Origin of the sequence: Amycolatopsis sp. YIM 10 (assembly GCF_009429145.1) — a bacterium.
Classification (GTDB): domain Bacteria; phylum Actinomycetota; class Actinomycetes; order Mycobacteriales; family Pseudonocardiaceae; genus Amycolatopsis.
The window spans coordinates 7,667,483-7,692,138 of the sequence record NZ_CP045480.1 but is presented as its reverse complement, the minus strand read 5'-3'; the positions used below and the strand labels follow the sequence as shown (position 1 = coordinate 7,692,138).

Here is a 24,656-nt window from a genome sequence, read left to right as displayed (position 1 = left end):
TTTTCCCATGCTAGGCAGAAGAAGGCAGCGGTCAACAGCGACTAAAGCAGGATCTACTGTGGAGTGCCCGCCAGGATCGGCTCGCCGGGCGGCAGCCACTGGCTCGCCGGGTCGAACGGCCGCACCCCTTCGGCGATGTGCTCGATCAGCAGCGGCAGGGCCGGATGGCGGTTGCGCCGGTGCCACAGCATCGACCACGGGTAGAGCGGGGTCGGGCCGACCACCGGGACCTGCACGATCCCGGCGTGCCACGGCACACGCATCCGCTCACCGCCGAAGGTGTAGCGGTCGCGGGAGGCGGCCAGCTCGTCGAGCATGTGGTCCAGGCCGAAGTGCGGGCCCGCGGTCTGGATGCTGAGCGCGAACTCCCGCTGGAGATAGGTGTAGTAGTCGGCCCATTCGCTGCCCGGTTCGTTGCCGGGCATCCAGGTGATCGACTCGGCGAGTTCGGCCATCCGCACGCGGCGGCGCCCGGCCAGCGGGTGCTTGCGCCCGGCCAGCATGTGGTGCGGTTCCAGGTAGGCGGGCTGGTGCGCGATCGCCGGGTCGAGTTCACCCGCCACCCTGGCGAAGGTGACGTCGATCGCCCCGCCGAGCAGCGCGGGTTGTGCCTCCCGCAGCCCGCGCGAGGTGACGATGTCGATCTTCACCCCGGGATGGGCTTCGTGGAAGACCCGGATCAGCTCGGTCGGGGCGAGGCGGGTGCCCGCGACGTCCACCCGCAGCGCCCGGTCACGCACGCGCACCGACCGAACCGCCTGGTCGGCGAGCGCGATCAGGGCACGGGCGTCCGGGAGAAAGGCGGCGCCCTCGTCGGTGAGTTCGGTGCCGGTGCGGGCGCGGTGGAACAGGCTGGTGCCCAGGCCCGCTTCGAGCTTGGCGATCCGTTTCGAGGTCGCCTGCTGGGTCAGGCCGAGCCGGTCGGCGGCGTCACCGAAATGCCGTTCATCGGCGACGGCGACGAAGGCCCGGACCGCACCGAGGTCCAGTTCCATGCCGCCGACCCTATCCGGCTAGGCGTGTTCGGCGGTGAAGCAGGCGATGGCCGTGTCGATCCACTCGCGTCCGCGCCAGCCTGGGCGGTAGGCGATCATCGCCGCGCGCACCTCGTCGACGACGTCGACGACGTTGTCCGTTCCCGCGTCGAGGCGTCGCCAGGTTTCGTCCCTCAGCAGGTGCAGGTAGTCGCGGACCTCGATGAGCAACTCCCGGCCGCCGACATCGCCGTGCCCCGGCACGACCTGCACCGGTGCGTCCTCGATCAACCGCTCCACCACGGCGATCCAGCGGGTGCCGGACACGTCGGTGTCGTGCGGCGGGAACCACGGGAAGATGGCGAACTGCCCCGATTCGACCAGGTCGCCGGTGAACACCGTGCCCGCGTCGGGCACGGTGACGACCTGGTCCCCGGCGCTGTGCGCGCGGCCCGTCGCGCGTAGCCGCACTTCGCGGCCGCCCAGGTCGAGGGTGTGGCTCTCCTCGTAGACCAGGTCCGGCACCGGGATCTCCACGCCTTCGAGCTGCCCGGCGATCTCCGGGCCGAGCCCGCGGAACATGTCCAGGTAACCGAGTCCCTTGTGCGCCAGGTCATCGGCCTGCGCGCGGTTGACCAGGTAGGTGGCGCGCCCGCGGAACACCTGGGCGCCGAACGCGTGCTCGGGGTGGAAATGCGTGGTGGTCAGGAAGAGTTCGCGCCCGCGGGCGTGTTCGGTGGCGAACTCGAGCACCGGTTCGGCGTTGCGCGGGCCCAATCCGGTGTCCACCACGAGAACCGCGTCCCGGCCGCCGATGATGCCGATGTTCGGCACCAGGTCGGTGTTCTGGTTCGGGAGCACCACCAGCTCGGTGGCGATCTCCAATTTCGCTGTCATGCCACCAGTCCACCCGCGGTGGTGCCCGCGCGTCCAAGTCCGGCCCGCTATCCGCGATACCGGCGCAGTATCGTCACCGGTCATGGACCTGCGGACGCTGCGGTACTTCGTGACGGTGGCCGAGGAACGGCACTTCGGCCGGGCCGCGGCGCGCCTGCACATGACCCAGCCGCCGCTGAGCCGGGCGATCCGGGGCCTGGAAACCGATCTCGGCGTCACCCTGTTCGACCGTTCGGCACAGGGGGTTTCGCTCACCGCGGCGGGCAGCGAGCTGCTGGCCGAGGCGCGCCAGCTGCTGGCGCACGCCGACCAGGTGCGGGATCGCGTGACGGCCGCGTCCACACTGGTCATCGGCACGCTCGCGGACAGTGCCGAGCAACTCGGGTCCCGGCTCGTGGCCACCTTCCGCGCGCGGCACCCGAAGGTCGAGGTCCGGGTGCGGGAGGCCGACTTCAGCGATCCGACCTGCGGACTCCGAAGTGGACTCGTCGACGTGGCGCTGACCCGCGGGCCCTTCGAGGACAACGGGATCAGCACGCACACCCTGCGCGAGGACCCGGTGTCGGCGCTCCTGCGCGCGGACGATCCACTTGCGACACGGGAATCCCTGCGGCTTCGCGATCTCGACGACCGGCCGTGGTTCCGGCTCGCCGACGTCACCGATCCGGTCTGGGCCGCCTACTGGAGCGGCGGCCGTGAGCGCGAAGGGCCGAAGGTGCGCACGGCGCAGGAATGCTTCCAGGCGGTCCGATGGAACGCCTCGGTCGGGTTGATGCCGAGTGGTTCTCCCTTGCCGGACGGCCTGATCGCGGTACCGCTGACCGACCTGCCGCCGTGTCCGCTGGTGATCGCGTGGCCGTCGAAGGAGCCGAACTCGCTCGCCCGGTCGTTCGCGCGCACGGCGGCCGAAGTGGCTTGACCTCGAGTGCGCTTCAGGTTCTAGCTTCGGGAACATGACCGAAACGACCGTCGCCCCGCGGCGCACGCCGAGTCCGCTGCTGGCGACCCTGCTCGGGGTCAGCACGATGACGATCATGGCCAGCGCCACGATCACCCCGGCGCTGCCCGGGATGGAACGCCACTTCGCCGGAACCCCGCACGCCGAGGTGCTGGTGCGCCTCGTGCTCACGCTGCCGGGACTGGCGATCATGCTGGCCGCGCCGGTGCTCGGGCACGTCGGGATGCGGCTCGGGCGGGTGCGCGTGCTGACCGGGGGACTGGTGCTCTACACCGTCGGCGGCGGGTCCGGTCTGTTCCTCGATTCGCTGCCCGCGCTGCTGGCCGGGCGGGTCCTGCTCGGGGTCGGCATCGCGGCGATCATGACCACCGCCACCGCGTTGCTGGCCGATCACCACGAACCCGCGCAGCACGGCCGGGTGCTCGGCCTGCAGGGCGCGGCAATGGGCTTCGGCGGGGTGGTGGCGATGCTGCTCGGCGGTGCGCTCGCGGAACTGAGCTGGCGTGGGCCGTTCGCGGTGTACCTGCTGGCCGTGCCGGTGTTCTTCCTGGTGCTGCGGAACGTGCCGGAGGCTCCCGTGGCCGCGCCGGGTTCGGGCGGGGAGCCGACGGGCTCGCCGTGGACCGCGCGGCTGCTCGGGTTGTACCTGCTGACCTTTCTCAGCATCACCGCGTTCTACACGATCCCGACGCAGGCGCCGTTCTGGCTGGCCGAGATCGGCGGCGCGGGCCCGGTGGTCACCGGCGCGATGATCGCCGGGGTCAACCTGGTGATGACCGCGATCGGGCTGAACTACGGCAGGCTGCGCGCGCGGTGGGATTTCCGCGTGCTGGCGGCGGTGATGTTCGCTTCGTACGCCGTCGGACTGGTGCTGATCGGCACCGCCGGGAACCTGTGGGCCGCGGCGATCGGCATGCTGGTGGTCGGCCTCGGGGTCGGCCTGAGCAATCCGACGCTGAACGGCTGGGCCGTCGCCTCGGTCGACCCCGGCGCGCGGACGCGGGCGCTCGGCCTGCTCACCTCGGTGCTGTTCCTCGGCCAGTTCGCGTCCCCGCTGATCGCGCAGCCGATCGTCGGCACCGCGGGCCTCGGCGGCACCTTCGTGGTGGGCGGCGCGCTGGGCGCGCTGGTCGCCGTGGTCCTCGCCGGCATCGCCCTCACCCGCGCCCGCGCCGGCCGGTAGCTCGCCCGGCTCAGCGCGCGCCCCGCTCGCCTCACCGTCCTTTGTGGACAAAAAGTGCGGAATTTTCGTGGTTCGACCACTTGAGCGTGGGCAATCGACGGGGAACAAGTTACTGTCGCGTACGTAGTGACTTGATCATCGACGCAAGTATAACTTGTTCTCATATGTCGAGAGTGAGGAACGTCACATGAGCGGTAACTCCCTGTCCGGCAAAGGTTCTATGGACGTATCCCGGCGTGCTTTCATCGCTGGAACTGGTTCTATCCTGGGGCTGGCCGCTCTTGGGGTCGGCCGGGCAGGAGCGGCTCCGCCGCCGGCGCCCATCCCGGACGGGGCGCAGGTGTCCGCGCTGGTGATCGGCACGGGCTACGGCGGCTCCGTCACCGCGCTCCGCCTCGCGGAGGCCGGGGTGGACGTGCACATGATCGAGATGGGCATGGCCTGGGACACCCCCGGGCCGGACGGCAACATCTTCGCCAACACCATCAGCCCGGACTACCGCTCGTACTGGCTCCGCACCCGCACCAAGCAGCCGCTGAGCAACTTCCTCGGCTTCCCGATCGACAAGGACGTCCCGCTGCACACCGGCATTCTCGACGCCGAGGACTTCAGTGGGATCAGCGTCTACCAGGGCCGCGGCGTCGGCGGCGGATCGCTGGTCAACGGCGGTATGGCGGTCACGCCGAGGCGCGAGAACTTCGGCGGCGTGCTGCCCTCGGTCAATCCCGACGAGATGTACAACGTGTACTACCCGCGCGCCAACGCCGGGCTGGGGGTCACCGAGGTGGACCCGGCCTGGTGGGAGAGCGCCGAGTGCTACCAGTACGCCCGCGTCGGCCGCAAGCACGCCGAGCGGTCCGGCTTCCCGTTCGTATTCGTGCCGAACGTCTACGACTGGGAGTACATGAAGCAGGAGCAGGCGGGCGCCGTGCCCAAGTCGGCGTTGCGCGGTGAGGTGCTCTACGGCAACAACCACGGCAAGAAGTCGCTGCAGAAGACCTACCTGGCCAAGGCGAGGGCCACCGGCCGGGTGGCCATCTCACCGCTGCACAAGGTCACCTCGGTGACCCCGGCCGCCGGTGGCCGCTACACCGTGGTCATCGACCAGATCAACACCACCGGTGGCACCACGGCCACCAAGTCCGTCACCGCGGACCGGGTGTTCTTCGCCGCGGGCAGCGTCGGCACCAGCAAGCTGCTGACCAAGCTCAAGGCCACCGGCGCGCTGCCGGGGCTCAACGGCGAGATCGGCAAGGGCTGGGGCGACAACGGCAACGTGATGTGCGGGCGCGCCAACCACATGTGGGACCCGACCGGCGCGCTGCAGTCGTCCATGCCCACCGCCGGCATCGACAACTGGGCCGCGGGCGGGGCGTTCGCCGAGGTCGCGCCGCTGCCGACGGGCATCGAGACGTTCGCGTCCTTCTACCTGTCGATCACCAAGAACCCCAACCGCGCGCAGTTCAGCTACAACGCCTCGACCGGCAAGGTGGAGCTGAACTGGCAGACCGCCTGGAAGCAGCCCTCGATCGACGCGGCGAAGACGATCTTCGACAAGATCAACGCCAAGGAGGGCACGATCTACCGGACCGATCTCTTCGGCGTCTACAAGATCTGGGGCGACCACCTGACCTACCACCCGCTCGGCGGGGTGGTGCTGAACAAGGCCACCGACAACTACGGCCGCCTGCACGGCCACGCCGGGCTCTACGTGGTCGACGGCTCGCTGATCCCCGGCAACACCAGCGTGAACCCGTTCGTGACGATCACCGCGCTCGCCGAGCGCAACGTCGAGCGGGTGATCGCCGAGGACTTCTAGAACCGCCGGGGTTTTCTAGAACTTGGGCACCACGCACACCGAGTCGATGCCCAGCACGTGGTTGAGCCTGCCGAAGGCCAGCCAGGAACCGATGCTCATGCTCAGCTCCACGATCTCGGCCTGGCTGTAGTGCTTTGTCATCCTCGACCAGAACTCCTCGTCGAGGCCGTGGTGGTCCAGTGCGTACCGCTCGGCGTATTCGGCGGCCAGCCGCGTGCGGTCGTCGAAAGCGTCGGTGGTGCGCCACTGGGCCACCGCGTCGGCGAAGGACTCCTCGACCTTCTGCCCGTCGCGTTCGGTGCGCCAGTCGAGGCAGAACACGCAGCCGTTGATCTGCGCGGTCCGCAGCCGCGCCGCCTCGAACTCGCGCAGGCCGAGCGTGGTGTGGCTGTACACGGCCAGCGAGAAGTTCGACGCGGCGGTTCCGATGCCGGGCACCATTTCGCCCCACACGTAACCGATCGCGTCCTTGCCTTCGGGAATGTCGATGATCATCGGGTGCTCCTTCCGAGCCTGCCCGCCGCCGGGCGCAGGGGAACGTCGAGTGCGTCGTAGAGGCCGGGTTCGGTTTCGGTGAGCCAGTCGATGGCGTTGACCAGCCTGCCGACCGCGGTCGCGTTGCCGCCCGCGGACCGGTTCTCGCCCTCGTCGCTGGCTTCCACGGTGACCTCGATGCGCGGGCGGCCCTCGATGATCACGCGGTGCGCACCGGACGGGTTCGGCGGCTGCGGCCAGTCCGGCGCGCAGGACGGGTGGATGCGGGTGACGTGCTCGATCACGATCCGCGGTTCCCCGCCGACGATGCCCTGCACCTCGAACCGCACCGCGCCCTGCGTGCCCGCCTCGAACTCGCCCATGGTGCGGGTGCCGACGGTGGTCTCGAGTGGACGGCGGTCCAGCGTTTCGCGGATCTCGTCCACCTCGGCGCCGAGCGCCCTGGCGATCAGCCGCACCTGCCCGCCCCACACCATGGTCGGCACCGACGGCGCGAGCATCGGTGGCTGGTAGTCCATCGGCTGCCCCATGCCGACCAGGTAGCGGACCGAATCCGGCTGCTCGTAGGTGGAGTAGTCGAAGATCTCCTGGCAGCGCACGGCGTCCACAGTGGTGCCGAGTCCGCTGAGCAGCGCGGGCAGCACGTCGTTGCCCCAGCCGGGATCCACGCCGGAGACGAACAGCGAGCCGCCGCCGTCATTGATCGCGGCCAGCACGGGTTCACGCAGCTCCGCCGGGGCGTTGAGCTGGTCGTAGAGCGGGTAGAGCGCCGGGGTGACCACCACCGCGCCCGCCCGGATCGCGTCGGTGATGTCCTTGAGCGCCTCGTCGGGGCGGATGTCACCGGAAGCCGCGTACACCACCGCGCGGGGGCGGGTGGCCAGCACGGCGGCCGGATCGCCGGAGGCGCGCACGCCCAGCTCGTGGTCCAGACCAGCCAGCTCACCCGCGTCGCGGCCGAGCTTGTCCGGGTTGTGCACGAGCACGGCGGCGAGTTCGAGCGACGGGTGGGCGCCGACCGCGCGGATGGCCGCGCGGCCGATGTTGCCTGTGCCCCAGACAACTGTGGGAATCATGTCCAGGAGGCTAACGAAGAAATCCGGGGTTGCCTAGCGGCCGACGGGTGCGTTCGGGCCGGTGGCGTTGACAGGTAACGGGGAACGTGTGATCCTGGGAAGGCTCTCCCCTTGTATCCGGAAGCGCACGGTCCCCGCCATTAACACGCCTTCCGGTGCATTCTATTTCGCTCCTGTGGATATTCCTGTTCTAGGAGGAGAATGCGCATGTCCGTGCAAAGAAAGCTGCTGGCGCTGGTGGCCGCGCTGGCCACCGCCGCCGGGTTGGCCGCGGTGCCTTCGGCCGCCGCGGCGGTACCGGCCACCATCCCGCTGACGATCAAGAACACCTCCGGGCGAGGTGAGCCGGTCTACGTCTACAACCTGGGCACCGAGTTGAGCACCGGCCGTCAGGGCTGGGCCGACGCGAACGGCACCTTCCACCCGTGGCCGGCCGGTGGCAACCCGCCCACGCCGGCGCCCGACGCCTCGATCCAGGGCCCGGCCAACGGCGGTTCGATCACCATCCGGTTGCCGAAGTTCTCCGGCCGGGTCTATTTCTCCTACGGCCAGAAACTGGTGTTCAAACTGACCACCGGCGGACTGGTGCAGCCCGCGGTGCAGAATCCGAGTGACCCGAACCGCAACATTCTGTTCAACTGGACCGAGTACACGCTCAACGACGCGGGAATCTGGATCAACAGCACCCAGGTCGACATGTTCTCGGCGCCGTATTCGGTCGGCGTGCAATTGTCGGGCGGTGCGCAGAAAACCACCGGCCGGTTGAAGGCAGGTGGTTACAACGGTTTCTTCTCGGCGTTGAAGGCGCAGCCGGGCGGCTGGGGGAACTTGGTCCAGGCCAAGCCGGACGGCACGGTGCTGCGCGCGCTCTCGCCGGGGCACGGGGTGGGTTCCGGGGTGCTGGACTCCGGCATCATGAACGACTACATCAACCGGGTGTGGTCGAAGTACGCGTCGTCCACGCTGACCGTCACGCCGTTCGCGGACCAGCCCGGTACCAAGTACTTCGGCCGGGTTTCCGGGAACACGATGAACTTCACCAACACGGCGGGCTCGGTGGTCACCTCGTTCCAGAAACCGGACTCCGACAGCGTGTTCGGCTGCTACAAACTGCTCGACGCGCCGAACGACCTGGTGCGCGGGCCGATTTCCCGCACCCTGTGCGCCGGGTACAACCGGTCCACGCTGCTGGCCAACCCGAACCAGCCGGACGCCGGCTCGGGCGGCTTCTACCAGGATTCGGTGACCAACCACTATTCGCGGCTGATCCACGAGCGGATGGTCGACGGCAAGGCATACGGTTTCGCCTTCGATGACGTCGGGCACCACGAATCGCTGGTGCACGACGGGAATCCGGCACAGGCCAGCATCACGCTGGATCCGTTCAACTAGCGGTTCGCCGGGCACGCGGTAACGTCGGTGGTGGCGGGAGCGTCTTCCAGGCGACCCGCCACCGCCTCGGCGCGAAGGGAGTTTCGCATGACGGGACCGGTTCGGGGCGCGTGCCTGGTGCTCGGCGCGCTGCTCCTCGCTTCGTGCGGTGGCGCCCCGCCCGCGCCGACTTCGACCCCAGCGCCGGCACCGGCGTCTTCGGCGGCTGCGTCCGCGGGGGAGACCCCGGCCGCGACCATCACCGTGCCGGACGTCTCGGGCATGAACCACCAGGACGCGCAGAACACCATGCAGGCCGCGGGCCTGTACAACCTGCGCGAGGTCGACGGCAAGGGCCTCGGCCGCGCACTGCTGGTCGACCGCAACTGGGTCCAAACAGGACAGTCACCGCCCGCGGGCACCAAGGTGCCCCCCGACGCGGTGATCACCCTGACCGCGGTGAAGTACACCGACTAGCCCTGCTGCACGTGCCACTCCGCGACCAGTTCGTCCGCGGAGATGACGGCGGTCCACCGCGCCGGGCCCTCCAGGGCGGGGTGGCCGGGGCAGATCGAGTGCCCGGTGATCGAGATCCGTGACCCCTCGGTGGTCACCGAGTCGACGACGTTGCGGTACTCCGGGAACGCCACGAAGAACTCCGACCACGCCGCCAGGCAGGCCCGCTTCCCGGCGACCACGTTGCCGCCGGTGTCGACGAAGCGGTGGTCGTCACTCATCAGGCGGCCGAGGCCGGTCAGGTCGTGGGCGTTGATCCGCGCGTTGAACTGCTCGGCCACCGTTTCCATACGGTCACGCTAGGCCGGGCCCCGGCAGTACGTCGAGGTCGGTCGCCCGCATCGGCTCACCGCATTCGGAGCAGCGCGGCTCGACGTGGCTGATCCGGCCGCACGCGTGGTGCCGGTAGAGCACCGGCGGCCCCGCCTCGCCCGCCAGCCACCGGTCACCCCAGCGCACCATCACCATCAGCAGGTCGCACAGCTCGGTACCCCGTTCGGTGAGCACGTACTCGTACCGCGGCGGGCGCTCCGAGTACTGCCGCCGCGTCAGCACCTGCTGCTCGGTCAGCCACTTCAGCCGTTCGGTGAGCACCTTGCGCGAGATGCCCAGCGACTCCTGCATCTGCTCGAACCGGTTGATGCCCACGTAGACGTTCCGCAGGATCAGTGGCGACCACGGTTCGCCGATCACGTCCAACGTCCTGGCGATCGAACACGCCATGTCACCGAAGCGGGTGCGCTGCATGGGCCGAGTCTAACCCAGAGGGTTCCTTCAGGGAACTAAGTGCGCTACGGTCGGTTCCGTCAAGGAACTCGGACACGGATGGAGCAGGGCGATGAACCGGCCGCAGGTGGTCTCCCCGGAGGAATGGCAGGTCGCCAGGGATGCGCTCCTGGTCAAGGAGAAGGAGCACACCCGCGCACTGGACGCGCTGGCCGCCGAGCGCCGCAGGCTGCCGATGGTCCGCCTCGACCCCGGGTACCGGTTCACCGCGCCGGACGGCGAGGAGGTCGGCCTGGCCGGGCTCTTCGACGGCATGCGGCAGCTGGTCGTCTACCACTTCATGCTCCGGCCCGGGCAGGACTACCTCTGCGACGGCTGCTGCTCGTTCACCGACAACCTCGCCGACCAGGTCCACCTCAACGCCCGCGACACCCGGCTGATCCTGCTCTGCCGCGCGCCGCAGGCCGAGATCGCGCCGGTCCGCGAGCGCATGGGCTGGACCGTGCCCTGGTACTCCAGCTTCGGCAGCAGCTTCGAGGACGATCTCGGTGTCACCAGCGGTTTCGGGCTGAGCGTGCTGCTGCGCGACGGCGACGGGTTCTTCCGCACCTACTTCACCACCGCGCGCGGCGTCGACCGGCTGCGCATGGACTTCAACCTGCTCGACCTGACCCCGTACGGGCGCCAGGAAATCTGGGAGGACTCGCCGGCGGGCTGGCCGCAGGACCCGACCATGTCCTGGCTCCGCCTCCGCGACGAATACGGAAAGGCCTGATCATGCCCAGAACGCTCACCGACGCCGAACGCGACGAGTTCCTCGCCGAGTCGCGGCCCGCGGTGCTCAGCATCGCCGCCGACGACGGACGGCCGCCGCTGACCGTGCCGGTCTGGTACGCCTACCACGACGGCCGGTTCACCTTTCTCACCGGCACCCAGGGGCGCCCCACCAGGAAGACCCGCCTGCTGGCGCGGGCGAAGGCGCTCAGCCTCTGCGTGCAGCGCGAAGAGTTCCCGTACCGGTACGTCACCGCCGAATGCTCGCTGGTCAAGACGGACCGTTCGCCGACGGTCGAGGAGGTGGTCGCGATCATCGGGCGCTACCTGCCCGCCGACGCCGCGCAGGCCATGGCGGAGCAGGAAATCGGCGACACCGCGGGCACGTTCGTGGTGTTCACCGCGCGCCCGGATCGCTGGATCACCGTCGACTTCGCGGAGGAAGAGCGGGACTAGGCGAATCCCAGGTTCCTCCAAGATGCCCTCGGCAGGCTGGCGCTCCGCGAGGGAGCCCAGGGAGGGACCATGCGACAGAAGGCGTTACGCGGTTTGGCTTTGCTGGCAGCGGCGGTACTCGTGTCCGTCGGCACGGCGGCACCAGCCTCGGCCGAACCGGTGGTGACCGTGCCGGCGAGCGCGTTCACCATGACGCGGACCGACACCACGGGGGCGGCCGAGGGCATCCGGATGGTCAAGGCCAGCCTCAGCTCGATCCTGACTTCGGCCAGCTGGCAGGCGACACGCCGGGGTGCGTGCACACCGTTCCCGGCGCAGCCGGACTGGTGGTGCTTCACCGACGGGGACAACCAGACCAGGGAGTGGATCCCGCAGGGCGTTTCGTCGGTGAACGACGCCCAGGAGGACCAGGTTTGGGGCTCCCACAAGGGAATCATGGTCAGCTGGTACGACGACGAGGACTGGACGGGCAACGACGGCGAGGAAGACGACCACGTACTGAAGAAGAAGGGCGTGCGGGTCAGCGTGCTCAACACGCAGACCGGCAAGTACCAGCACATCCTGCTGGTGGAGCCGTTCCACGGGGCGAACGGCGAGGTGAGCTACCGGCCGGTCGACATCCACGCCGGCGGCATGGTCTGGTACGGCCGGTTCCTCTACCTCGTCGACACGAACTGGGGCATCCGGCAGTTCAGCCTGGACGCGATCTACGACCTGGTGGCCGATCCGCGCGGGTACAGCACGAACAAGTACCTCGTCGGCTACGAGCCCGTCGCGGACCGGTTCTACAGCCACGGCTACCGCTACATCATGGCGCAGAGCGGGTTCTGGAAGAGCCCGAAGAGTTCCGGCGGCAAGTGTTCGACCGATCCCGGTGCGCCGCTGCGCGACTCGTGGGTGTCGCTGGACCGGGTGAGCACACCGGACCGGCTGGTGGTCGGTGAGTTCTGCGAGGCGGAGACCGGGCTGCCCGGCCGCGTGGTGACCTGGGACATGAGCGACCACCAGATCGCTTCGAACGCCAGGGGCGTGGCCACCGCGGACAGCGCCTTCCGGCAACCCGGCCTGACCGGCGGGGTGGGCAACCGCACCCAGGGCGGCGTGACCCACGACGGCGGCACCACCTGGCACTTCAACTCGAGCGACGGCCCCGGCAACAACGGGCTGATGCGCTCGTGGCGGCTCGGCTCGGACTGGACGCTCACGCGCAGCGCCGCGACCCCGAACGGGCCGGAGGACATGTCGTACTGGCGGGAGACCGGCTTGATCTGGTCGGTCTCGGAGTACCACGGCAGGCGGATGCTCTACGGCATCGCGCCCTGACCGGCGCCGGGCGATCGCGCCTGGGATCAGTCGAGCCCGTCGCGGTCTGCCCACTCGAGCAGGGTGTCCACTGTGTACGCGACCTCATCGATCTTCTCGTGCGGGTCACCTGTTTCGGTGAATCGGCGGGAAACCACCCCGATGGTGCACTCGCGCGGTTCGACATCGTCCACTTCGGACCAGGTGATCGGTGTGGACACCACCGCTTCGGGCACCCCGCGCACCGAGTAGGCGCTGGCGATGGTGTGGTCACGGGTGTTCTGGTTGTAGTCGACAAAAACCTTGCCCGGATCGCGATCCTTGCGCCACCACTCGGTGGTCACGTCGTCCGGGGCGCGCCGCTCGACTTCCATGGCGAAGGCGAGCGCCGCGCGCCGGACCTCCTGGAATCCCCGGTTCGGCTCGATGCGCACGTAGATGTGCAGGCCGTCGCCGCCGGAGGTCTTCGGCCAGCCGGTCATGCCCAGCTCGTCGAGCACCTCGTGGGCCACGTGCGCGACCCGGCGCACCCGGTCGAACCCGCAGTCCGGCATCGGGTCCAGATCGATCCGCCACTCGTCGGGGCGCTCGGTGTCCGCGCGCCGGGAGTTCCACGGGTGGAACTCCACAGTGGACATCTGCACCGCCCAGATGACGCTGGCCAGCTCGGTCACGCACAGCTCGTCCGCGTGCCGGTTGTACCGGGGGAAGTGCACCCGCACCGTCTCCAGCCACGGCGGCGCCCCGTTCGGCACGCGCTTCTGGTGCACCTTCTCCCCGGCCACCCCGGACGGGAACCGGTGCAGCATGCACGGCCGCTCGCGCAGCGCGCGCACGATGCCGTCACCCACCGACAGGTAGTAGTTGACCAGGTCGAGCTTGGTCTCGCCCCGGGCCGGGAAGTAGACCCGGTCCGGGTTCGATACCCGCACGACGCACGGGCCGACCTCGATCTCCACCGCCGGTGACTTGCTCATGCGTCGAAACCTAACCCGGGAACGACGAGACGTCACCAGGACGGATCGAACCGCACGCCCTTCTCGTAGAACTCGTCGTCCGATTCGGGCTCGGCCCGCTTCTCCGGTTCGCGCCACGAGCCGGACCGGTCACGCAGCACCCCGGAGCCGCGCTTGTCCTTGCCCTCGCCCCCGGGTGCGGCCGGCGCCGGACCCGGGTCGAACTTGAGCCGCCAGCGCAGCCGGTCGGTCACGTAACCGGCGTTGCCCATCGGGGCGAGCAGCTCGGCGCTGCGCTTGGCCGACTCGCGCTGGGCCTGCGCGTAGGTGCGCAGGACCAGGTCGGCGAGCTGGCTCGGCGGCAGCTTCGCCGCCCCGGCGGACAGCGCCAGCCTGGTCATCACCCCGTCGGTGTTGACGGCCAGGCTGACCGTGCCGTCCGGTGAACCGGCCTCCACCGACAGCTCCTGCAGCGACTTGACGATCGCCGCCCGGTCCACCTTCGCCGGTACCTTCTTCGACGGCTTCGGCTGGGCCTTGTCGGTCATGCGCGGCCCACCTCCTCCCGCCTCAGGTTAGCGGAGCGGGACTGCCCGCGGAGCTGTCCACCTTGCCGTCCGGCGCGATGTCCACGCCCGAATCGCGCACCCTGCGCTCGCGGTCCTTGTCCAGCCGTTCGGTCTCGAAGTCGTCCGGGTTGAACGACGAGCCGGGGCTGACATCCGGCGGCGGCGGGATCGCCGGCAGGTCCTCGGCCTCGATGTCGATCTGCTTGGCCAGGTCGTCCATCGCGTCGATCATGCCTTCGCGGAGCTTGTCGGTGTTCTCGAAGAAGCTCCCGACCAGCTCGAAGACGTTGTCACCGGTGATCTCCGCGGCGTTGGCGATGGTCGCGCTGATCGCCGAGCCCGCCACGTTGCCCGCGATGATCGCGCCCTTCGCGGTGGCCGAGAGCACCGCCGCGCCCGCGGCCGCGCCCGCCCCGGCGGTGGCCACGGTGAGCAGCCCGGCCACCGCGCCGGCGAACGCCGCGCCGAGAACCTTGAGCCCGGCCGACTCGCTCTTGCGCTCCTGGTCCTCGCGGTACTTCTCGGCGACCGCCTTGAACGACTCGCCGAGCTTGCTCAGGTCACCCCTGGCCGAGGCGATCGCCTCGCGGGCGGCCACCACGTCGCTCTCCAGCACGGTGATCTTCGTGCCGACGCGGTCGAAGGTGTGGGCCAGGTTGTTGATGTAGGCCTTGACGTCGTTGGCCGCGTCCCCGCGCCAGTGCTCGAGCCGCTTCTCCGCCTGGTCCAGCTCCGACTTGGAGTTGTCGATCAGCGCCTTCCAGATCTTGTCCTGCTCGTTGATCAGCGCCTGCAGGCCGCTCTCGGAGTCGCGGTCGATGTCGGCGGCGGAGAACTCGCGGTAGATGTCCGCGGTCTGCTTGCGCCACTTCTCGACCTCCTCCTCCGGCATCCACAGCTCGGTCCAGCGCAGGATGTCGAGCGCGTCGAGGGCGTCGTTGGCGCCGTCGAGCAGGTCGTCGCTGATGCCTTCGAGGTGAGCCTGGCGGTTGTTCTCGTAGGAGGTGGTCTCCACCGCGCCGAAGTAGTCGTCCACGCCCGGCCTCAGCTTTCGTCCAGCACGGCGGCGGCGCGCTGCAGCCGGGTGCGCGAGTCTTCGTCGGCCTTCTCGTACAGCTCGGCGACGGTGTTCAGCGCGCGGCTCGAGTCCAGCGTGCTCTGGTGCAGTTCGGCGAGCATCTTCTCGACCTTGGCGCGGTGGTTCTCGTACGCGCGGGCCACCGCCTGCATGCCCAGCGACTGCCCGAAGGCGTTGTCGACCGGGATCATGCCCGAGATGTCGAAGATGCTCTCCCGGGGCGGGGCCACCGGAACGTCCTGCTGGTGCTCGCTGTCCCTGGCGGCGCCGGCCGCGTCAGCCGCGGCCGCCAGGTGGGCACTGGACGCACGGAGGTCGTCCAGGTCCGTCTCGAATCCGATCATGGCGTGCATGAAAGCACTGTCCACGCAGGTCAATCGGGGAAAACCGGCCTCGAGTGGGAAAGCTCACCGAGCGATCAGGTGGTGGCGAACAATCCGAGCGTGGACCCGGGACGAATGCCATCGAGCTCCTTGCGCCAAATGGCGTAGAAGCCGGCCTCCTCTTTGGACCGTAGCTCGACGCCGTCGGCCTCGGCGACCTCCGGGGCCGCGTGCACCGCTTGCTCCAGCACGTCCTTCGCGCCCGAGCCGTCGCCGAACTGTTCCTTGCCACGCCGCAGGATTTCCTCCGGCAGCCAGCCGTCGAAGGCGTCGCGGAGCAGCTTCTTGGCCTCACGGCCGGGCGCGACCATCTTGTGCTCGGGCGGGATGGACAGCGCCAGCCCGATCACGTCGCGGTCCAGGAACGGCACCCGCGCCTCCATGCCGAAGGCCATCGTGGTGCGGTCGCAGCGCTGCAGGTTCAGGTGGTGCAGCTCGTTGACCGTGCGCACCAGCTCGGCCTGCAGCGCGTCGGGATTGGTGAACGGCTCCTCGTGGTAGTAGTCGTACCCGGCGAACAGCTCGTCGGCGCCTTCCCCGGTGAGCACGGCGTGCACCCGCTTCGAGGCGTACTCGGCGAGCAGCAGGTTCGGCACCGCGCTGCGCACCAGCGACGGGTCGAAGTGCTCGATCGCGCGCACCGCCTTGGGCAGCGCGGCCACCGCGTCCTCGGCGGTCATCACGATCTCGTGGTGCTCGGTGCCGAGGTAGTCGGCGACCACGCGGGCCGCGGCCAGGTCGGAGCTGCCGGGCGCGCCGATGGCGAAGGTGGGCAGCGGCTGGCGGTGGCGCAGCGCGTACTCGGCGGCGACCGCGGCCACGATCGCCGAGTCGAGCCCGCCGGAGAGGAACACGCCGATGCCGACGTCGCTCATCATCCGGTTCTCCACCGCGGCCACGACCGTCTCGCGCACCGACTTCAGCAGGTCATCGCCCCAGACGCCCGGCTCGTCCGTGCGGTACGCCGGCCGCAGCACGGCGGGCACCGCGTCGGCGAAGCGCACCAGCCCGCCGGCGGGGCTCCAGCAGCAGCCCGGCGGGAAGCTCTCCACCAGCGGGCGGTCGGCCTTGTCGAAGGCACGCAGCTCGCTGGCGAACAGCGTCACCTCGGGCTTGCGCACCCAGTACAGCGGCTTCACGCCCACCGCGTCGCGGGCGACCAGGAACTCTTCGTCGTCGGTCATGTACGCGAGCGCGAACATGCCGCGCAGCCTGGCCAGCCCGGCCGGGCCGTCCACGATCAGCGCCTGCAGCGCGGCCTCGCTGTCCGAGCCGGTCTCGAACAGCTCGTGGCCGAGGTCCTCGCGGATGTGACGGTGGTTGTAGATTTCGCCGTTGGCCACCAGATGCGTGGTGCCACCGGGGTCGCTCATCGGCTGGGCGCCGCCGTCGACGTCCATAATGGACAATCGCTGGTGGCCGAGCCAGATCCGGCCCCGGTGGATCTCCCCGGTGTCGTCCGGACCTCGATGCTTGATGCGGGAGAGCATCTCCCGGCAGAGTTGGGTATCGACTTCACCGACCGCAGCGACAATTCCGCACACCGTGCTGTACCTCCCGGGTCGGCAGCCAAGTCTAATTGGCGGCCGGTGAATTCGCCGTGCTCGACCGGGGCAGACGTGACGCAACGTACAAACTCCCGGCGAGCGGGGTGAACCCGGACAGCACCCCGCTGACGCTCGGCGTCCAGGCAACCGCCGAGGTCAGGGCCATGATCAGGCCGATCACGCCGAGTGCGGTGAGCCCGTGGGCGGGCACCAGGATGCTCCGCTGCCGCCAGGTGGAGGCGAACGGGATGAAGTGGAGGCCGACCACGAAGGCGACCCGGGCAACCCCGGCCCGCGGCGGCGCGTCCAGCAAGCGGAGCACCGCCATGATCAGGAAGGAGACCAACGCGAGACCGGCAAGTGCACGGACGATCCGGCCGAACGTAGGATTGAGCGGTTCGTTGGCGTTCACCATGACGAACACGGTCCGAAAACGGCGGCGATGAGCCCAGCCAGAATTGGCATGGCGTGACGGTACGCGGCGGCCCTGGGGCAAGTTAGGGTGAACGCCCAGTGACGCCTTTCGAATGCAAAGGCGAAGGGAGACGGCGATGGCAGGGAGTCCGAAGTTCGGGCGGATCGACCCCCTCTGCTGGGTCGTCGTGGTCCCGATGGTGGCCGTTTCGGTCGTTTTGATCGTGTTTGTCGGGCTCACCGACGTCGGCATCGCCCTCGCCGTGCTCGCGCTGCTACTGCTCGTGTTCGACTCGTGGTCCAACCGGCCGCGCCCGGAGCTGGAGGACGACGACGACCGGCGCCGGGCGCCACGGACCCCGCCCCCGGCCAACCGGCAGCGCCCCGCGCAGCAGCGCCAGGCGCGTTCGCCGCAACAGCGGCAACAGCAGCAACGCCAGCCCCAACGGGCTCAGCGACCCCAGCAGCGGCCGCAGCGCCGCGACGTCCGGCGGTAGCGGGCGCTGCACGCCAGGGTGAGGACGCCTGCGTGATGACGACCGACCACCGCGGCCTCGGCTTCGACCCCGTCCCCGGTAACGCCGACGCGGTCCGGGCCGCGGCCGGGCGCTGTGCCCGCGCGGCGATCCGCCTGCCCGCGCCCGACGCGTCCGCTTCGGCCGGGAAGGCGTTGCGGACGACCGCGGCGATCCTCGACGAATGGGCGGGCACGCTGCTGGCCAACCGGCGCCGGGCCGAGCAACTCGACCAGTGCGCGCTTCGCCTCAGGCGTGCCCTGCTCGCCGCCGCCGACGAGGTGGACAGCGCGACGGCGACCGCGCAGTTCAGCACCGCGCCGGGCGTGGAGGCCGAGCGCCGCGCGGCGATGGCGCGGCACGAGCAGCTCACCCGCGAACTGGAGCGCGTGCTGGAATCCGCGCGCCTGCTCGAACGCGAACACCTCGCCGAATCCGACCGGGTCACCGTGCGACTGCGCACTTTGGACGGTGAAGACACCGAGGTGGCGGCCAGGAAATCCGGCCACGCCGAGTTGTTCGCGGGACTGGGCGGCGAACTGGCCGGGCAGGCCGCGTTCGCCGCCGAGTTGGCCGCCGCGGTGCTGTGCCCGCCGCCTGGCCGCGCCGAGCCGGAGTTCGCGGCCGGGGCCTTCGCCGCGGCGCTCGCCCGATGAAGGTCGGCTCGGTCCCAGGGGTCACTTCGGTGTCCCTGCGCTCGGTCGAGCAGACCACCAGCGAGCTGCGCAAGCTGCTCGCGCGCCTGCGGGAGCAGGACCCGGCACTGGAGGCGGCCGCGGTACGGGCCGCCGGACTGGCGCACGAGCACGCCGCCGTGCTGCTCGCGCTGGTCGAGCACCCGGCCGCCGATCCGGGCATCCTGGTCGGCGGGGTGGTTCCGGTCGATCGCGCGGTGACCGCCGCCGAACTGCGCTGCTTCCTCGCCGACGCGGCCGGTCCGGGCATTCGCGAGGTCACCCAGGCCGAAACCACCCGCGGTTACCCCGTGGTGGTCACCGAGCGCATCCTGCCCGGTGGTGCCCAGCTGCAGGCCGTGGTGCTCGACCGCGCGGGCGCGCGGGCCGCGGTGTTCACCCTGCATTCCCCGTCCGGGCGCGGCTGGCCCGACCTCGCCGCGGTGACCGGCCGCTTTGTCACCGGCGTCGATTTCAGCGCGTGCGTGCTCTGAATTCGCGAGGCATTTTCCCACCATTTCCGGAACGCGCGGGAAAAGTGCGTCGCGAGTCAGTCAGATTTCGGGGGCGGCGATGATGCCGCGGATCACCGAAGCCGCCGCGCCGCGGACGGCGGCGCCGGTGCCCAGCGGGGAGCGCACCAGGTTCACCGGCGACCAAGCCGAGCTGGCCACGCGCCGCTCCAGTTCGGTCAGCAGGGGTTCACGCAGCCACGGTTCCAGCCGGGCGTAGGTGCCGCCGAGCACCACGGCGGGCACGTCGACCAGATTGACCACAGTGGACAGTCCGAGGCCGAGCCAGTGCGCGGCTTCCCTCACTGCCGCCACAGCGGTGCGATCGCCGGTGTCCAGCAGGCCGATCAGGTCGTCGACCGATTCCGCCCCGGAAAGGCGCAGGATCTCCTCCTGGCCGGCCATGCGTTCCAGGCAGCCGTTCGCCCCGCACGAGCACGGCGGTCCCTGCGGGTCGACCGGCAGGTGCCCGATCTCCCCGCCCAGCCCGCGCACGCCTTCGAACAGCGAACGGCCCAGCACCAGACCGGCGCCGATGCCGATCTCGCCGGAGACGTGCACGAAGTCCGGCAGGCCCGAACCGTGCCAGAGTTCGGCCAGCGCGGCGAAGTTCGCCTCGTTCCCGACGGAGAAGGTGCCGCCGAGCTTCGCGGGCAGATCGACGTCGTGCCAGCCGAGATTGGGGGCCAGCCGCACCACGCCGGTGCTCGACTCGACCAGTCCCGGCACCGCGATGCCGACCCCGCCGACCGGCACGCCCAGCGCCTCGGCCTCCTTGAGCGCGGACGCCAGGAAGTCCCTGGTCCGGCGGAACACCCGCGGCGTGCGGTTGTCGGCGACCCGGACCCGCTCCGCCCGCACCGCGCCGGTCAGGTCGACCAGGCAGTAGGCGAGGTAGTCCACGCCGATCTCCACGCCGAGTCCGTGCGGGCCGGTGGGGGACAGGGACACCACGGTGCCGCGCCTGCCCGGCCCGTTGCGCCGCTCGGGCTCGCCCTCGGCGACCAGCCCGGCCGCGATCAGCGCGTCGACCACGCTGGACACGGTCGCCTTGGTCAGCCCGGTGGCCGCGGCCAGCCCGGCACGCGAAACCCCGGGGCCGTCGGCGATCGCGCGCAGCACGAGCGCGGAGTTGTGCTGGCGCACGGTGTGCTGTCCGGCGGGCCCGATCATCGGGCGATTGTATTCGTTTGATGGCTGAACGAAAGCCTTGACCCGGCCGAGCCCGCCCGGATAAGTTCAGGCATCAAACTTATTCAGGGAGGCGTGATGACACTGGCACCGACGCGCGAGGACAGGTTCAGCTTCGGGCTGTGGACGGTGGGCTGGGAGGCGAACGACATGTTCGGCCCGGCCAGCCGGGCTCCGCTCGACGCGGTGGAGGCCGTGCACCGCCTGTCCGAACTCGGTGCGTGGGGCATCACCTTCCACGACGACAACCTGTTCCCGTTCGGCTCCGCCGACGACGAGCGCGACCGGCGGATCAAGCGGTTCAAGGCGGCACTGGCCGAGACCGGGCTGGTGGTGCCGATGGTCACCACGGACCTGTTCAGCCACCCCGTGTTCAAGGACGGCAGCCTGACCAGCAACGACCGCTCGGTCCGCCGGTTCGCGCTGCGCAAGGTCATGCGCAACATGGAGCTGGCCGCCGACCTCGGCGCGTCCACCTTCGTGCTCTGGGGCGGCCGCGAGGGCTCCGAGACCGACGCCGCGAAGGACATCAACGCGGCGATGGACCGCTACCGCGAGGGCATCGACTTCCTCGCCCAGTACGTGCTCGACCAGGGCCTCGGCCTTCGGCTCGCGCTCGAGCCGAAGCCGAACGAGCCGCGTGGCGACATCCTGCTGCCCACCGTCGGCCACGCGCTGGCGTTCATCTCCACCCTGGACAACCACGAGATCGTCGGCGTCAACCCGGAGGTCGGCCACGAGCAGATGGCCGGGCTGAACGTGGTGCACGGCATCGGGCAGGCGCTGTGGCAGGGCAAGCTGTTCCACATCGACCTCAACGGCCAGCGCGGCCCCCGGTTCGACCAGGACCTGGTCTTCGGCCACGGTGACGTGCTGTCCTCGTTCTTCCTGGTCGACCTGCTGGAGAACGGCGGCTACGACGGCCCCCGCCACTTCGACTACAAGCCGCTGCGCACCGAGAACATGGACGGCGTGTGGGCCAGCGCGGCCGCGAACATGCGCAGCTACCTCATCTTCGCCGAGCGCTCCCGCGCCTTCCGCGCCGATCCCGAGGTGCAGGAGGCGCTGGCCACCTCGCTGGTGCCGGAGCTGGCCGTGCCCACGCTGAACGAGGGCGAGACCGCCGCCGACCTGCTCGCCGACCGGTCCGCCTTCGAGGACTTCGACGCGGACAAGGCGGCCGAGCGCAACTACGGCTTCATCCGGCTGGCCCAGCTCGCGCTCGACCACCTCACCGGAGCACGCTGACCGCTCACCTAGGGTAGGCGGATGCTTTCACCCGAAGATCTCGCCGCCCGTACCGATCGAGCGACCCGCGCCGCGGCCGACGCGGCGCGGGAACTCGGCGTGACGGTGACCGCGCCCAGGGCCATCTACGACGTGTTCTCCGTCGTGGTGGCCCTGGACCCGGCGCCGGTGATCGCCCGCGTGCCGACCGTGCTGCCGCGCTCGGTCACCCCCGAGCAGCAGGCCGGGCTCCAGCGCAACGAACTCGCCGTCACCCGGTGGCTGGCCGAGCGCGGGGAGCCGACCGTGGTGCCGAGTCCGCTGATGCCCGCCGAACCGGTGCGGCGCGACGGTTTCGGCATCACCTTCTGGGAGCTGATCGAGGGCGTCACCGAACCCGAACTGGACACCGGCCCGAGGCTCGCGCTCACCGCGCGGCTGCACTCGGTGCTCCGCGAGTACCCCGGCGACCTGGGCTTCCTGGCGATGATGGACGGCTTCCTGGATGACGCGCTGGAGCAGCTGAACGGCCGCCCCGACCTGCTGCCGCCCGAGGACCTGGACCGCGCGCGCCGGGAATGGGCGGTGTTCGCGCCGCTCCTGGCCTCGGAGGAGGCGTTCCTGACCGAGTTCCCGGACGCCGCCATTCAGGTGGTGCACGGGGACGCGCCGTACTACAACCTGATCGAGACACCTGACCGGGTGTATTTCTCTGACTTCGAGCACGTGACGCGCGGGCCGGTCGAATGGGACCTCGTCGGGATCGGCGACGAGGGCGTCACCGCCTACAACGCCGAGGCCGCCGAGTTCGGCCTGCGACCGGTCGACCCGCGGCTGCTGCGGGCCATGGAAGCGCTGCGCAACCTGCAACTCGTCGGCTGCCTGCCGATGATCCCGGAACTGCCGCTGCTGGCCGACGCCTTCAAGCCGCTGATCGAGCACTGGCGGACCACCGAACCGGCGGGCGGGCTCGGCTGACCGTTCCGTTCAAGACGGCCGCACCACACTCGAAGCATGAACACCACCTCCGAATTCATGGCCACCCGGGCCAGGTTGCTCGACCGGCGCCGGTACGAACTGCTCTTCGACGGGGGCTCGGCGGAAGCGGCACTGGCCGCGCTGGCCGGCTACCGCAATCCGGACGGCGGCTACGGCTCCGGCCTCGAACCCGACCTGCGGTCGCGGAGCAGCCAGCCGGTGAGCGCGCTGCACGCCTTCGAAGTGTTCGAGGAGACCGGATCCGCGCCCGAGGCGAGCGGGCTGTGCGACTGGCTCGCCTCGATCACCCTGCCCGACGGCGGGCTGCCGTTCGCGCTGCCGATCGAGGACCCGGCCGGGTGCGCGCCGTTCTTCGTCTCGGCCGATCCCACCGAGTCCTCCCTGCACATGACCGCCATGCTCGCCGGGATCGCGCACCGCGTCGCGCGGCACGACGCGAAGCTGCGCGAGCACCCCTGGCTCGCCACCGCGACGGAGCACTCGCTGCGGCGCATCCGGGAGATGGACCACGCCCGGCACGCGCTGGAACTCCGGTACTCACTGCAGTTCCTCGAAGCGATTTCGGCGGAGGACGAGCTGAAGCGGGTCGGCGGATTCATCCCGGCTTCCGGTTCGCTGGCGGTCGAAGGCGGCGCCGACGGCGAGGCGATGAACCCGCTCGACTTCGCGCCGGAACCCGGTCCGCTGCGGCAGTTCTTCCCGGCCGAAGCGATCGAGGCGGAACTCGACAAGCTCGAAGCCGCGCGGTCGCCGGACGGCGGCTGGGCGGTCGACTGGCACAGCTTCTCCGCGGCCGGCACCTTCGAGTGGTACGGCTGGGCCACCGTCCGGGCGGCGAAGATCCTGCGGGCCAACGGGCGCGGAAAATAGGTTTCACCACCGCGGGCCGGGCTGACAGGGTGGCCCGATGACCGATCGCACGTTGATCAACTTCTTCTACGCGCAGCCCATCGGGCACGCGGTGGAGGCGCTGTACTACGCGAACGGCCACCACGCGGCGCGGCCGGACCGGGAGATCGCGGTGGCGCTCAACGCGGCCACCGCGGTGGAGTTCGCCGACTACTGCCCGTTCGTCTCGGCGAAGTACGCGATGGATCATTCCTTTGTGGAGCGGGACCCCGACTCCGCGGCCCGGCTGGCCGCGCTGCCGCGCGAATGGGACCACGTGATCGAGGACTCCCGGCGGTACCAGGACTTCCAGCTGGAGATGTTCCCCGGCATGCGCGACTACTACACCGCGGCCGAAGAGCACCTCGTCGCGCGCGTCAAGCGCACCTTCGTGGGTGACCCGCGCGTCGGCTACCTGCCTCGGCAGCACCTGCGCTTCGAACTCCCCGAACGGGTGCGCCGCGAGCGCCGGCCCCGGATCGCGGTGCTGCCGAGCGGTTCGAGCGAGCCGGCGCTGTACCCGTCGGTGGGTTCGTGGCAGCTGATCCTGGACGCGCTGACCGAGGCGCGACCCGAGGCGGAGATCGTGCTGCTGGGCAAAACCGGGCAGGACGGGCGGACGACGTCGGGCTTCGGGGAGCGCGGGCTCCGCGAGTTGCTCGCGCACCGGTCGAAGCCGGTGAACGCGGTCGACGTCCCGCTGGCCGAACAACTGGGGCTGGTCCAAGCGAGTGATGTTTTCGTTTCGCCGCACACCGGGTTCGGGCTCGCCGTGCTCGCCACCGGAACGCCGTGGCTGACCATCTCCGGCGGGCGCTGGTTCGAGTACTTCTTCAACGGCGTGCCGTTCCGCTCGATCATTCCGGACACCGGTCGTTTTCCCAGCTACAGCCAGTTCGACCCGGCCGTGGTGACCGAGGACGACGAGGGCCCGCGCACGCCGTCGATGAGCCGCGCGCGCATCGAAGCCGACCTCGACCGCATCGTCACCGCGGCCGGGGAACTGGCCGATGGCAAGGTGAGCTACGAGCAGGCGCTGCGGGACTACTTCCCGGCGCTGCTCGCCGCACACGGCGGGGACGCTTCGGGGATCTGGTCCATCGACGGCGTGCACCTGGACTACCTCGGTTAGCATGCCGGAGACCTGGGAGCGCTC

At 70.1% G+C, this 24,656-nt stretch carries 28 protein-coding genes; 15 read left to right on the top strand and 13 right to left on the bottom strand.

The features are described 5' to 3' along the window. Positions 1-53 precede the first annotated feature (53 nt). Both YIM_RS36265 and YIM_RS36260 read right to left on the bottom strand, forming a co-directional pair. Positions 54-995, bottom strand: a complete 942-nt coding sequence (locus YIM_RS36265) for a LysR family transcriptional regulator (protein WP_153034661.1) — start codon at positions 993-995, stop codon at positions 54-56. A gap of 18 nt (positions 996-1,013) precedes the next feature. Next, entirely contained in the window at positions 1,014-1,871 is an 858-nt protein-coding gene (locus YIM_RS36260; protein ID WP_228004248.1) for an MBL fold metallo-hydrolase, read from the bottom strand. An 82-nt stretch (positions 1,872-1,953) separates the two neighbouring features. Between YIM_RS36260 and YIM_RS36255 the strand changes: the two genes are divergently transcribed. The 3 genes from YIM_RS36255 (at position 1,954) to YIM_RS36245 (ending at position 5,831) form a co-directional block, all read left to right on the top strand. Further along, positions 1,954-2,790: a LysR family transcriptional regulator gene (locus tag YIM_RS36255; protein ID WP_153034658.1), complete on the top strand. Its 837-nt coding sequence runs from the start codon at positions 1,954-1,956 to the stop codon at positions 2,788-2,790. A gap of 34 nt (positions 2,791-2,824) precedes the next feature. Then, a complete protein-coding gene (locus tag YIM_RS36250; protein WP_153034656.1) occupies positions 2,825-4,012 on the top strand; it encodes an MFS transporter in 1,188 nt (395 codons plus the stop codon). A gap of 265 nt (positions 4,013-4,277) precedes the next feature. Next, positions 4,278-5,831, top strand: coding sequence for a GMC oxidoreductase (locus YIM_RS36245; protein WP_370469037.1), 1,554 nt, complete (start codon positions 4,278-4,280; stop codon positions 5,829-5,831). A 15-nt stretch (positions 5,832-5,846) separates the two neighbouring features. Here YIM_RS36245 and YIM_RS36240 read toward each other — a convergent pair whose 3' ends face one another. After that, complete coding sequence (locus tag YIM_RS36240) at positions 5,847-6,326, bottom strand: carboxymuconolactone decarboxylase family protein (protein WP_153034653.1); 480 nt, start codon at positions 6,324-6,326, stop codon at positions 5,847-5,849. Further along, positions 6,323-7,402: a dihydrodipicolinate reductase gene (locus YIM_RS36235; RefSeq protein WP_153034651.1), complete on the bottom strand. Its 1,080-nt coding sequence runs from the start codon at positions 7,400-7,402 to the stop codon at positions 6,323-6,325. Before YIM_RS36235 ends, YIM_RS36240 begins: the two co-directional genes overlap by 4 nt. Positions 7,403-7,609: 207 nt before the next feature. Here YIM_RS36235 and YIM_RS36230 point away from each other — a divergent pair, with 207 nt between their 5' ends. Then, positions 7,610-8,794 (top strand): glycoside hydrolase family 64 protein, encoded by a 1,185-nt coding sequence (locus YIM_RS36230; protein ID WP_153034650.1) that lies wholly within the window; start codon positions 7,610-7,612, stop codon positions 8,792-8,794. An 87-nt stretch (positions 8,795-8,881) separates the two neighbouring features. Beyond that, on the top strand, positions 8,882-9,250 hold the full coding sequence (locus tag YIM_RS36225; RefSeq protein WP_153034648.1) for a PASTA domain-containing protein: 369 nt from the start codon (positions 8,882-8,884) through the stop codon (positions 9,248-9,250). Here YIM_RS36225 and YIM_RS36220 read toward each other — a convergent pair. Both YIM_RS36220 and YIM_RS36215 read right to left on the bottom strand, forming a co-directional pair. After that, entirely contained in the window at positions 9,247-9,579 is a 333-nt protein-coding gene (locus tag YIM_RS36220; protein WP_153034647.1) for a nuclear transport factor 2 family protein, read from the bottom strand. The two genes, YIM_RS36225 and YIM_RS36220, sit on opposite strands and share 4 nt — an antisense overlap. Before the next feature lie 4 nt (positions 9,580-9,583). Continuing rightward, positions 9,584-10,036: a helix-turn-helix domain-containing protein gene (locus YIM_RS36215; RefSeq protein WP_153034645.1), complete on the bottom strand. Its 453-nt coding sequence runs from the start codon at positions 10,034-10,036 to the stop codon at positions 9,584-9,586. Positions 10,037-10,127: 91 nt separating this feature from the next. Here YIM_RS36215 and YIM_RS36210 point away from each other — a divergent pair, with 91 nt between their 5' ends. From YIM_RS36210 to YIM_RS36200, 3 genes are all read left to right on the top strand, one after another. Next, positions 10,128-10,790 carry a DUF899 domain-containing protein gene (locus YIM_RS36210; protein WP_153034644.1) on the top strand — a complete coding sequence of 221 codons (663 nt, stop codon included), beginning with the start codon at positions 10,128-10,130 and terminating at the stop codon, positions 10,788-10,790. A gap of 2 nt (positions 10,791-10,792) precedes the next feature. Next, positions 10,793-11,245 carry a pyridoxamine 5'-phosphate oxidase family protein gene (locus tag YIM_RS36205; RefSeq protein WP_153034642.1) on the top strand — a complete coding sequence of 151 codons (453 nt, stop codon included), beginning with the start codon at positions 10,793-10,795 and terminating at the stop codon, positions 11,243-11,245. A gap of 69 nt (positions 11,246-11,314) precedes the next feature. Next, on the top strand, positions 11,315-12,568 hold the full coding sequence (locus YIM_RS36200) for a hypothetical protein (protein WP_153034641.1): 1,254 nt from the start codon (positions 11,315-11,317) through the stop codon (positions 12,566-12,568). A gap of 26 nt (positions 12,569-12,594) precedes the next feature. Here YIM_RS36200 and ligD read toward each other — a convergent pair whose 3' ends face one another. From ligD to YIM_RS36170, 6 genes are all read right to left on the bottom strand, one after another. Further along, positions 12,595-13,524: a non-homologous end-joining DNA ligase gene (ligD, locus tag YIM_RS36195; protein ID WP_153034639.1), complete on the bottom strand. Its 930-nt coding sequence runs from the start codon at positions 13,522-13,524 to the stop codon at positions 12,595-12,597. Between the two features lie 32 nt (positions 13,525-13,556). After that, the gene (locus YIM_RS36190) at positions 13,557-14,051 is read right to left on the bottom strand and encodes a YbaB/EbfC family nucleoid-associated protein (RefSeq protein ID WP_153034638.1); all 495 of its coding nucleotides are present in this window, start codon (positions 14,049-14,051) and stop codon (positions 13,557-13,559) included. Between the two features lie 22 nt (positions 14,052-14,073). After that, on the bottom strand, positions 14,074-15,108 hold the full coding sequence (locus tag YIM_RS36185) for a hypothetical protein (RefSeq protein ID WP_153034636.1): 1,035 nt from the start codon (positions 15,106-15,108) through the stop codon (positions 14,074-14,076). An 8-nt stretch (positions 15,109-15,116) separates the two neighbouring features. Continuing rightward, positions 15,117-15,503, bottom strand: coding sequence for a hypothetical protein (locus YIM_RS36180; protein ID WP_228004247.1), 387 nt, complete (start codon positions 15,501-15,503; stop codon positions 15,117-15,119). Positions 15,504-15,568: 65 nt separating this feature from the next. Next, the gene (asnB, locus tag YIM_RS36175; protein ID WP_153034634.1) at positions 15,569-17,077 is read right to left on the bottom strand and encodes an asparagine synthase (glutamine-hydrolyzing); all 1,509 of its coding nucleotides are present in this window, start codon (positions 17,075-17,077) and stop codon (positions 15,569-15,571) included. Between the two features lie 31 nt (positions 17,078-17,108). Then, positions 17,109-17,495, bottom strand: a complete 387-nt coding sequence (locus YIM_RS36170) for a hypothetical protein (protein WP_153034633.1) — start codon at positions 17,493-17,495, stop codon at positions 17,109-17,111. Positions 17,496-17,631: 136 nt separating this feature from the next. Between YIM_RS36170 and YIM_RS36165 the strand changes: the two genes are divergently transcribed. Genes YIM_RS36165 through YIM_RS36155 form a run of 3 tightly spaced genes read left to right on the top strand, consistent with a single transcriptional unit; the run spans position 17,632 to position 19,177 of the window. Beyond that, entirely contained in the window at positions 17,632-17,991 is a 360-nt protein-coding gene (locus YIM_RS36165; protein WP_153034631.1) for a hypothetical protein, read from the top strand. A gap of 35 nt (positions 17,992-18,026) precedes the next feature. Further along, positions 18,027-18,665, top strand: a complete 639-nt coding sequence (locus YIM_RS36160; protein WP_153034629.1) for a hypothetical protein — start codon at positions 18,027-18,029, stop codon at positions 18,663-18,665. A gap of 29 nt (positions 18,666-18,694) precedes the next feature. Continuing rightward, positions 18,695-19,177, top strand: coding sequence for a hypothetical protein (locus YIM_RS36155; protein ID WP_228004246.1), 483 nt, complete (start codon positions 18,695-18,697; stop codon positions 19,175-19,177). Between the two features lie 60 nt (positions 19,178-19,237). Here the strand turns inward: YIM_RS36155 and YIM_RS36150 are convergent, their stop codons facing one another. Continuing rightward, positions 19,238-20,368: an ROK family transcriptional regulator gene (locus YIM_RS36150; RefSeq protein WP_153034625.1), complete on the bottom strand. Its 1,131-nt coding sequence runs from the start codon at positions 20,366-20,368 to the stop codon at positions 19,238-19,240. Positions 20,369-20,464: 96 nt separating this feature from the next. Here YIM_RS36150 and xylA point away from each other — a divergent pair, with 96 nt between their 5' ends. From xylA to YIM_RS36130, 4 genes are read left to right on the top strand one after another with little or no spacing between them, the layout of a single operon-like run. Beyond that, complete coding sequence (xylA, locus tag YIM_RS36145) at positions 20,465-21,634, top strand: xylose isomerase (RefSeq protein WP_153034624.1); 1,170 nt, start codon at positions 20,465-20,467, stop codon at positions 21,632-21,634. A gap of 21 nt (positions 21,635-21,655) precedes the next feature. After that, complete coding sequence (locus YIM_RS36140) at positions 21,656-22,591, top strand: phosphotransferase (RefSeq protein WP_153034622.1); 936 nt, start codon at positions 21,656-21,658, stop codon at positions 22,589-22,591. A 36-nt stretch (positions 22,592-22,627) separates the two neighbouring features. Next, complete coding sequence (locus YIM_RS36135; protein ID WP_153034621.1) at positions 22,628-23,482, top strand: hypothetical protein; 855 nt, start codon at positions 22,628-22,630, stop codon at positions 23,480-23,482. A gap of 37 nt (positions 23,483-23,519) precedes the next feature. Beyond that, positions 23,520-24,632, top strand: a complete 1,113-nt coding sequence (locus YIM_RS36130) for a hypothetical protein (RefSeq protein ID WP_153034619.1) — start codon at positions 23,520-23,522, stop codon at positions 24,630-24,632. Positions 24,633-24,656 lie beyond the last annotated feature (24 nt).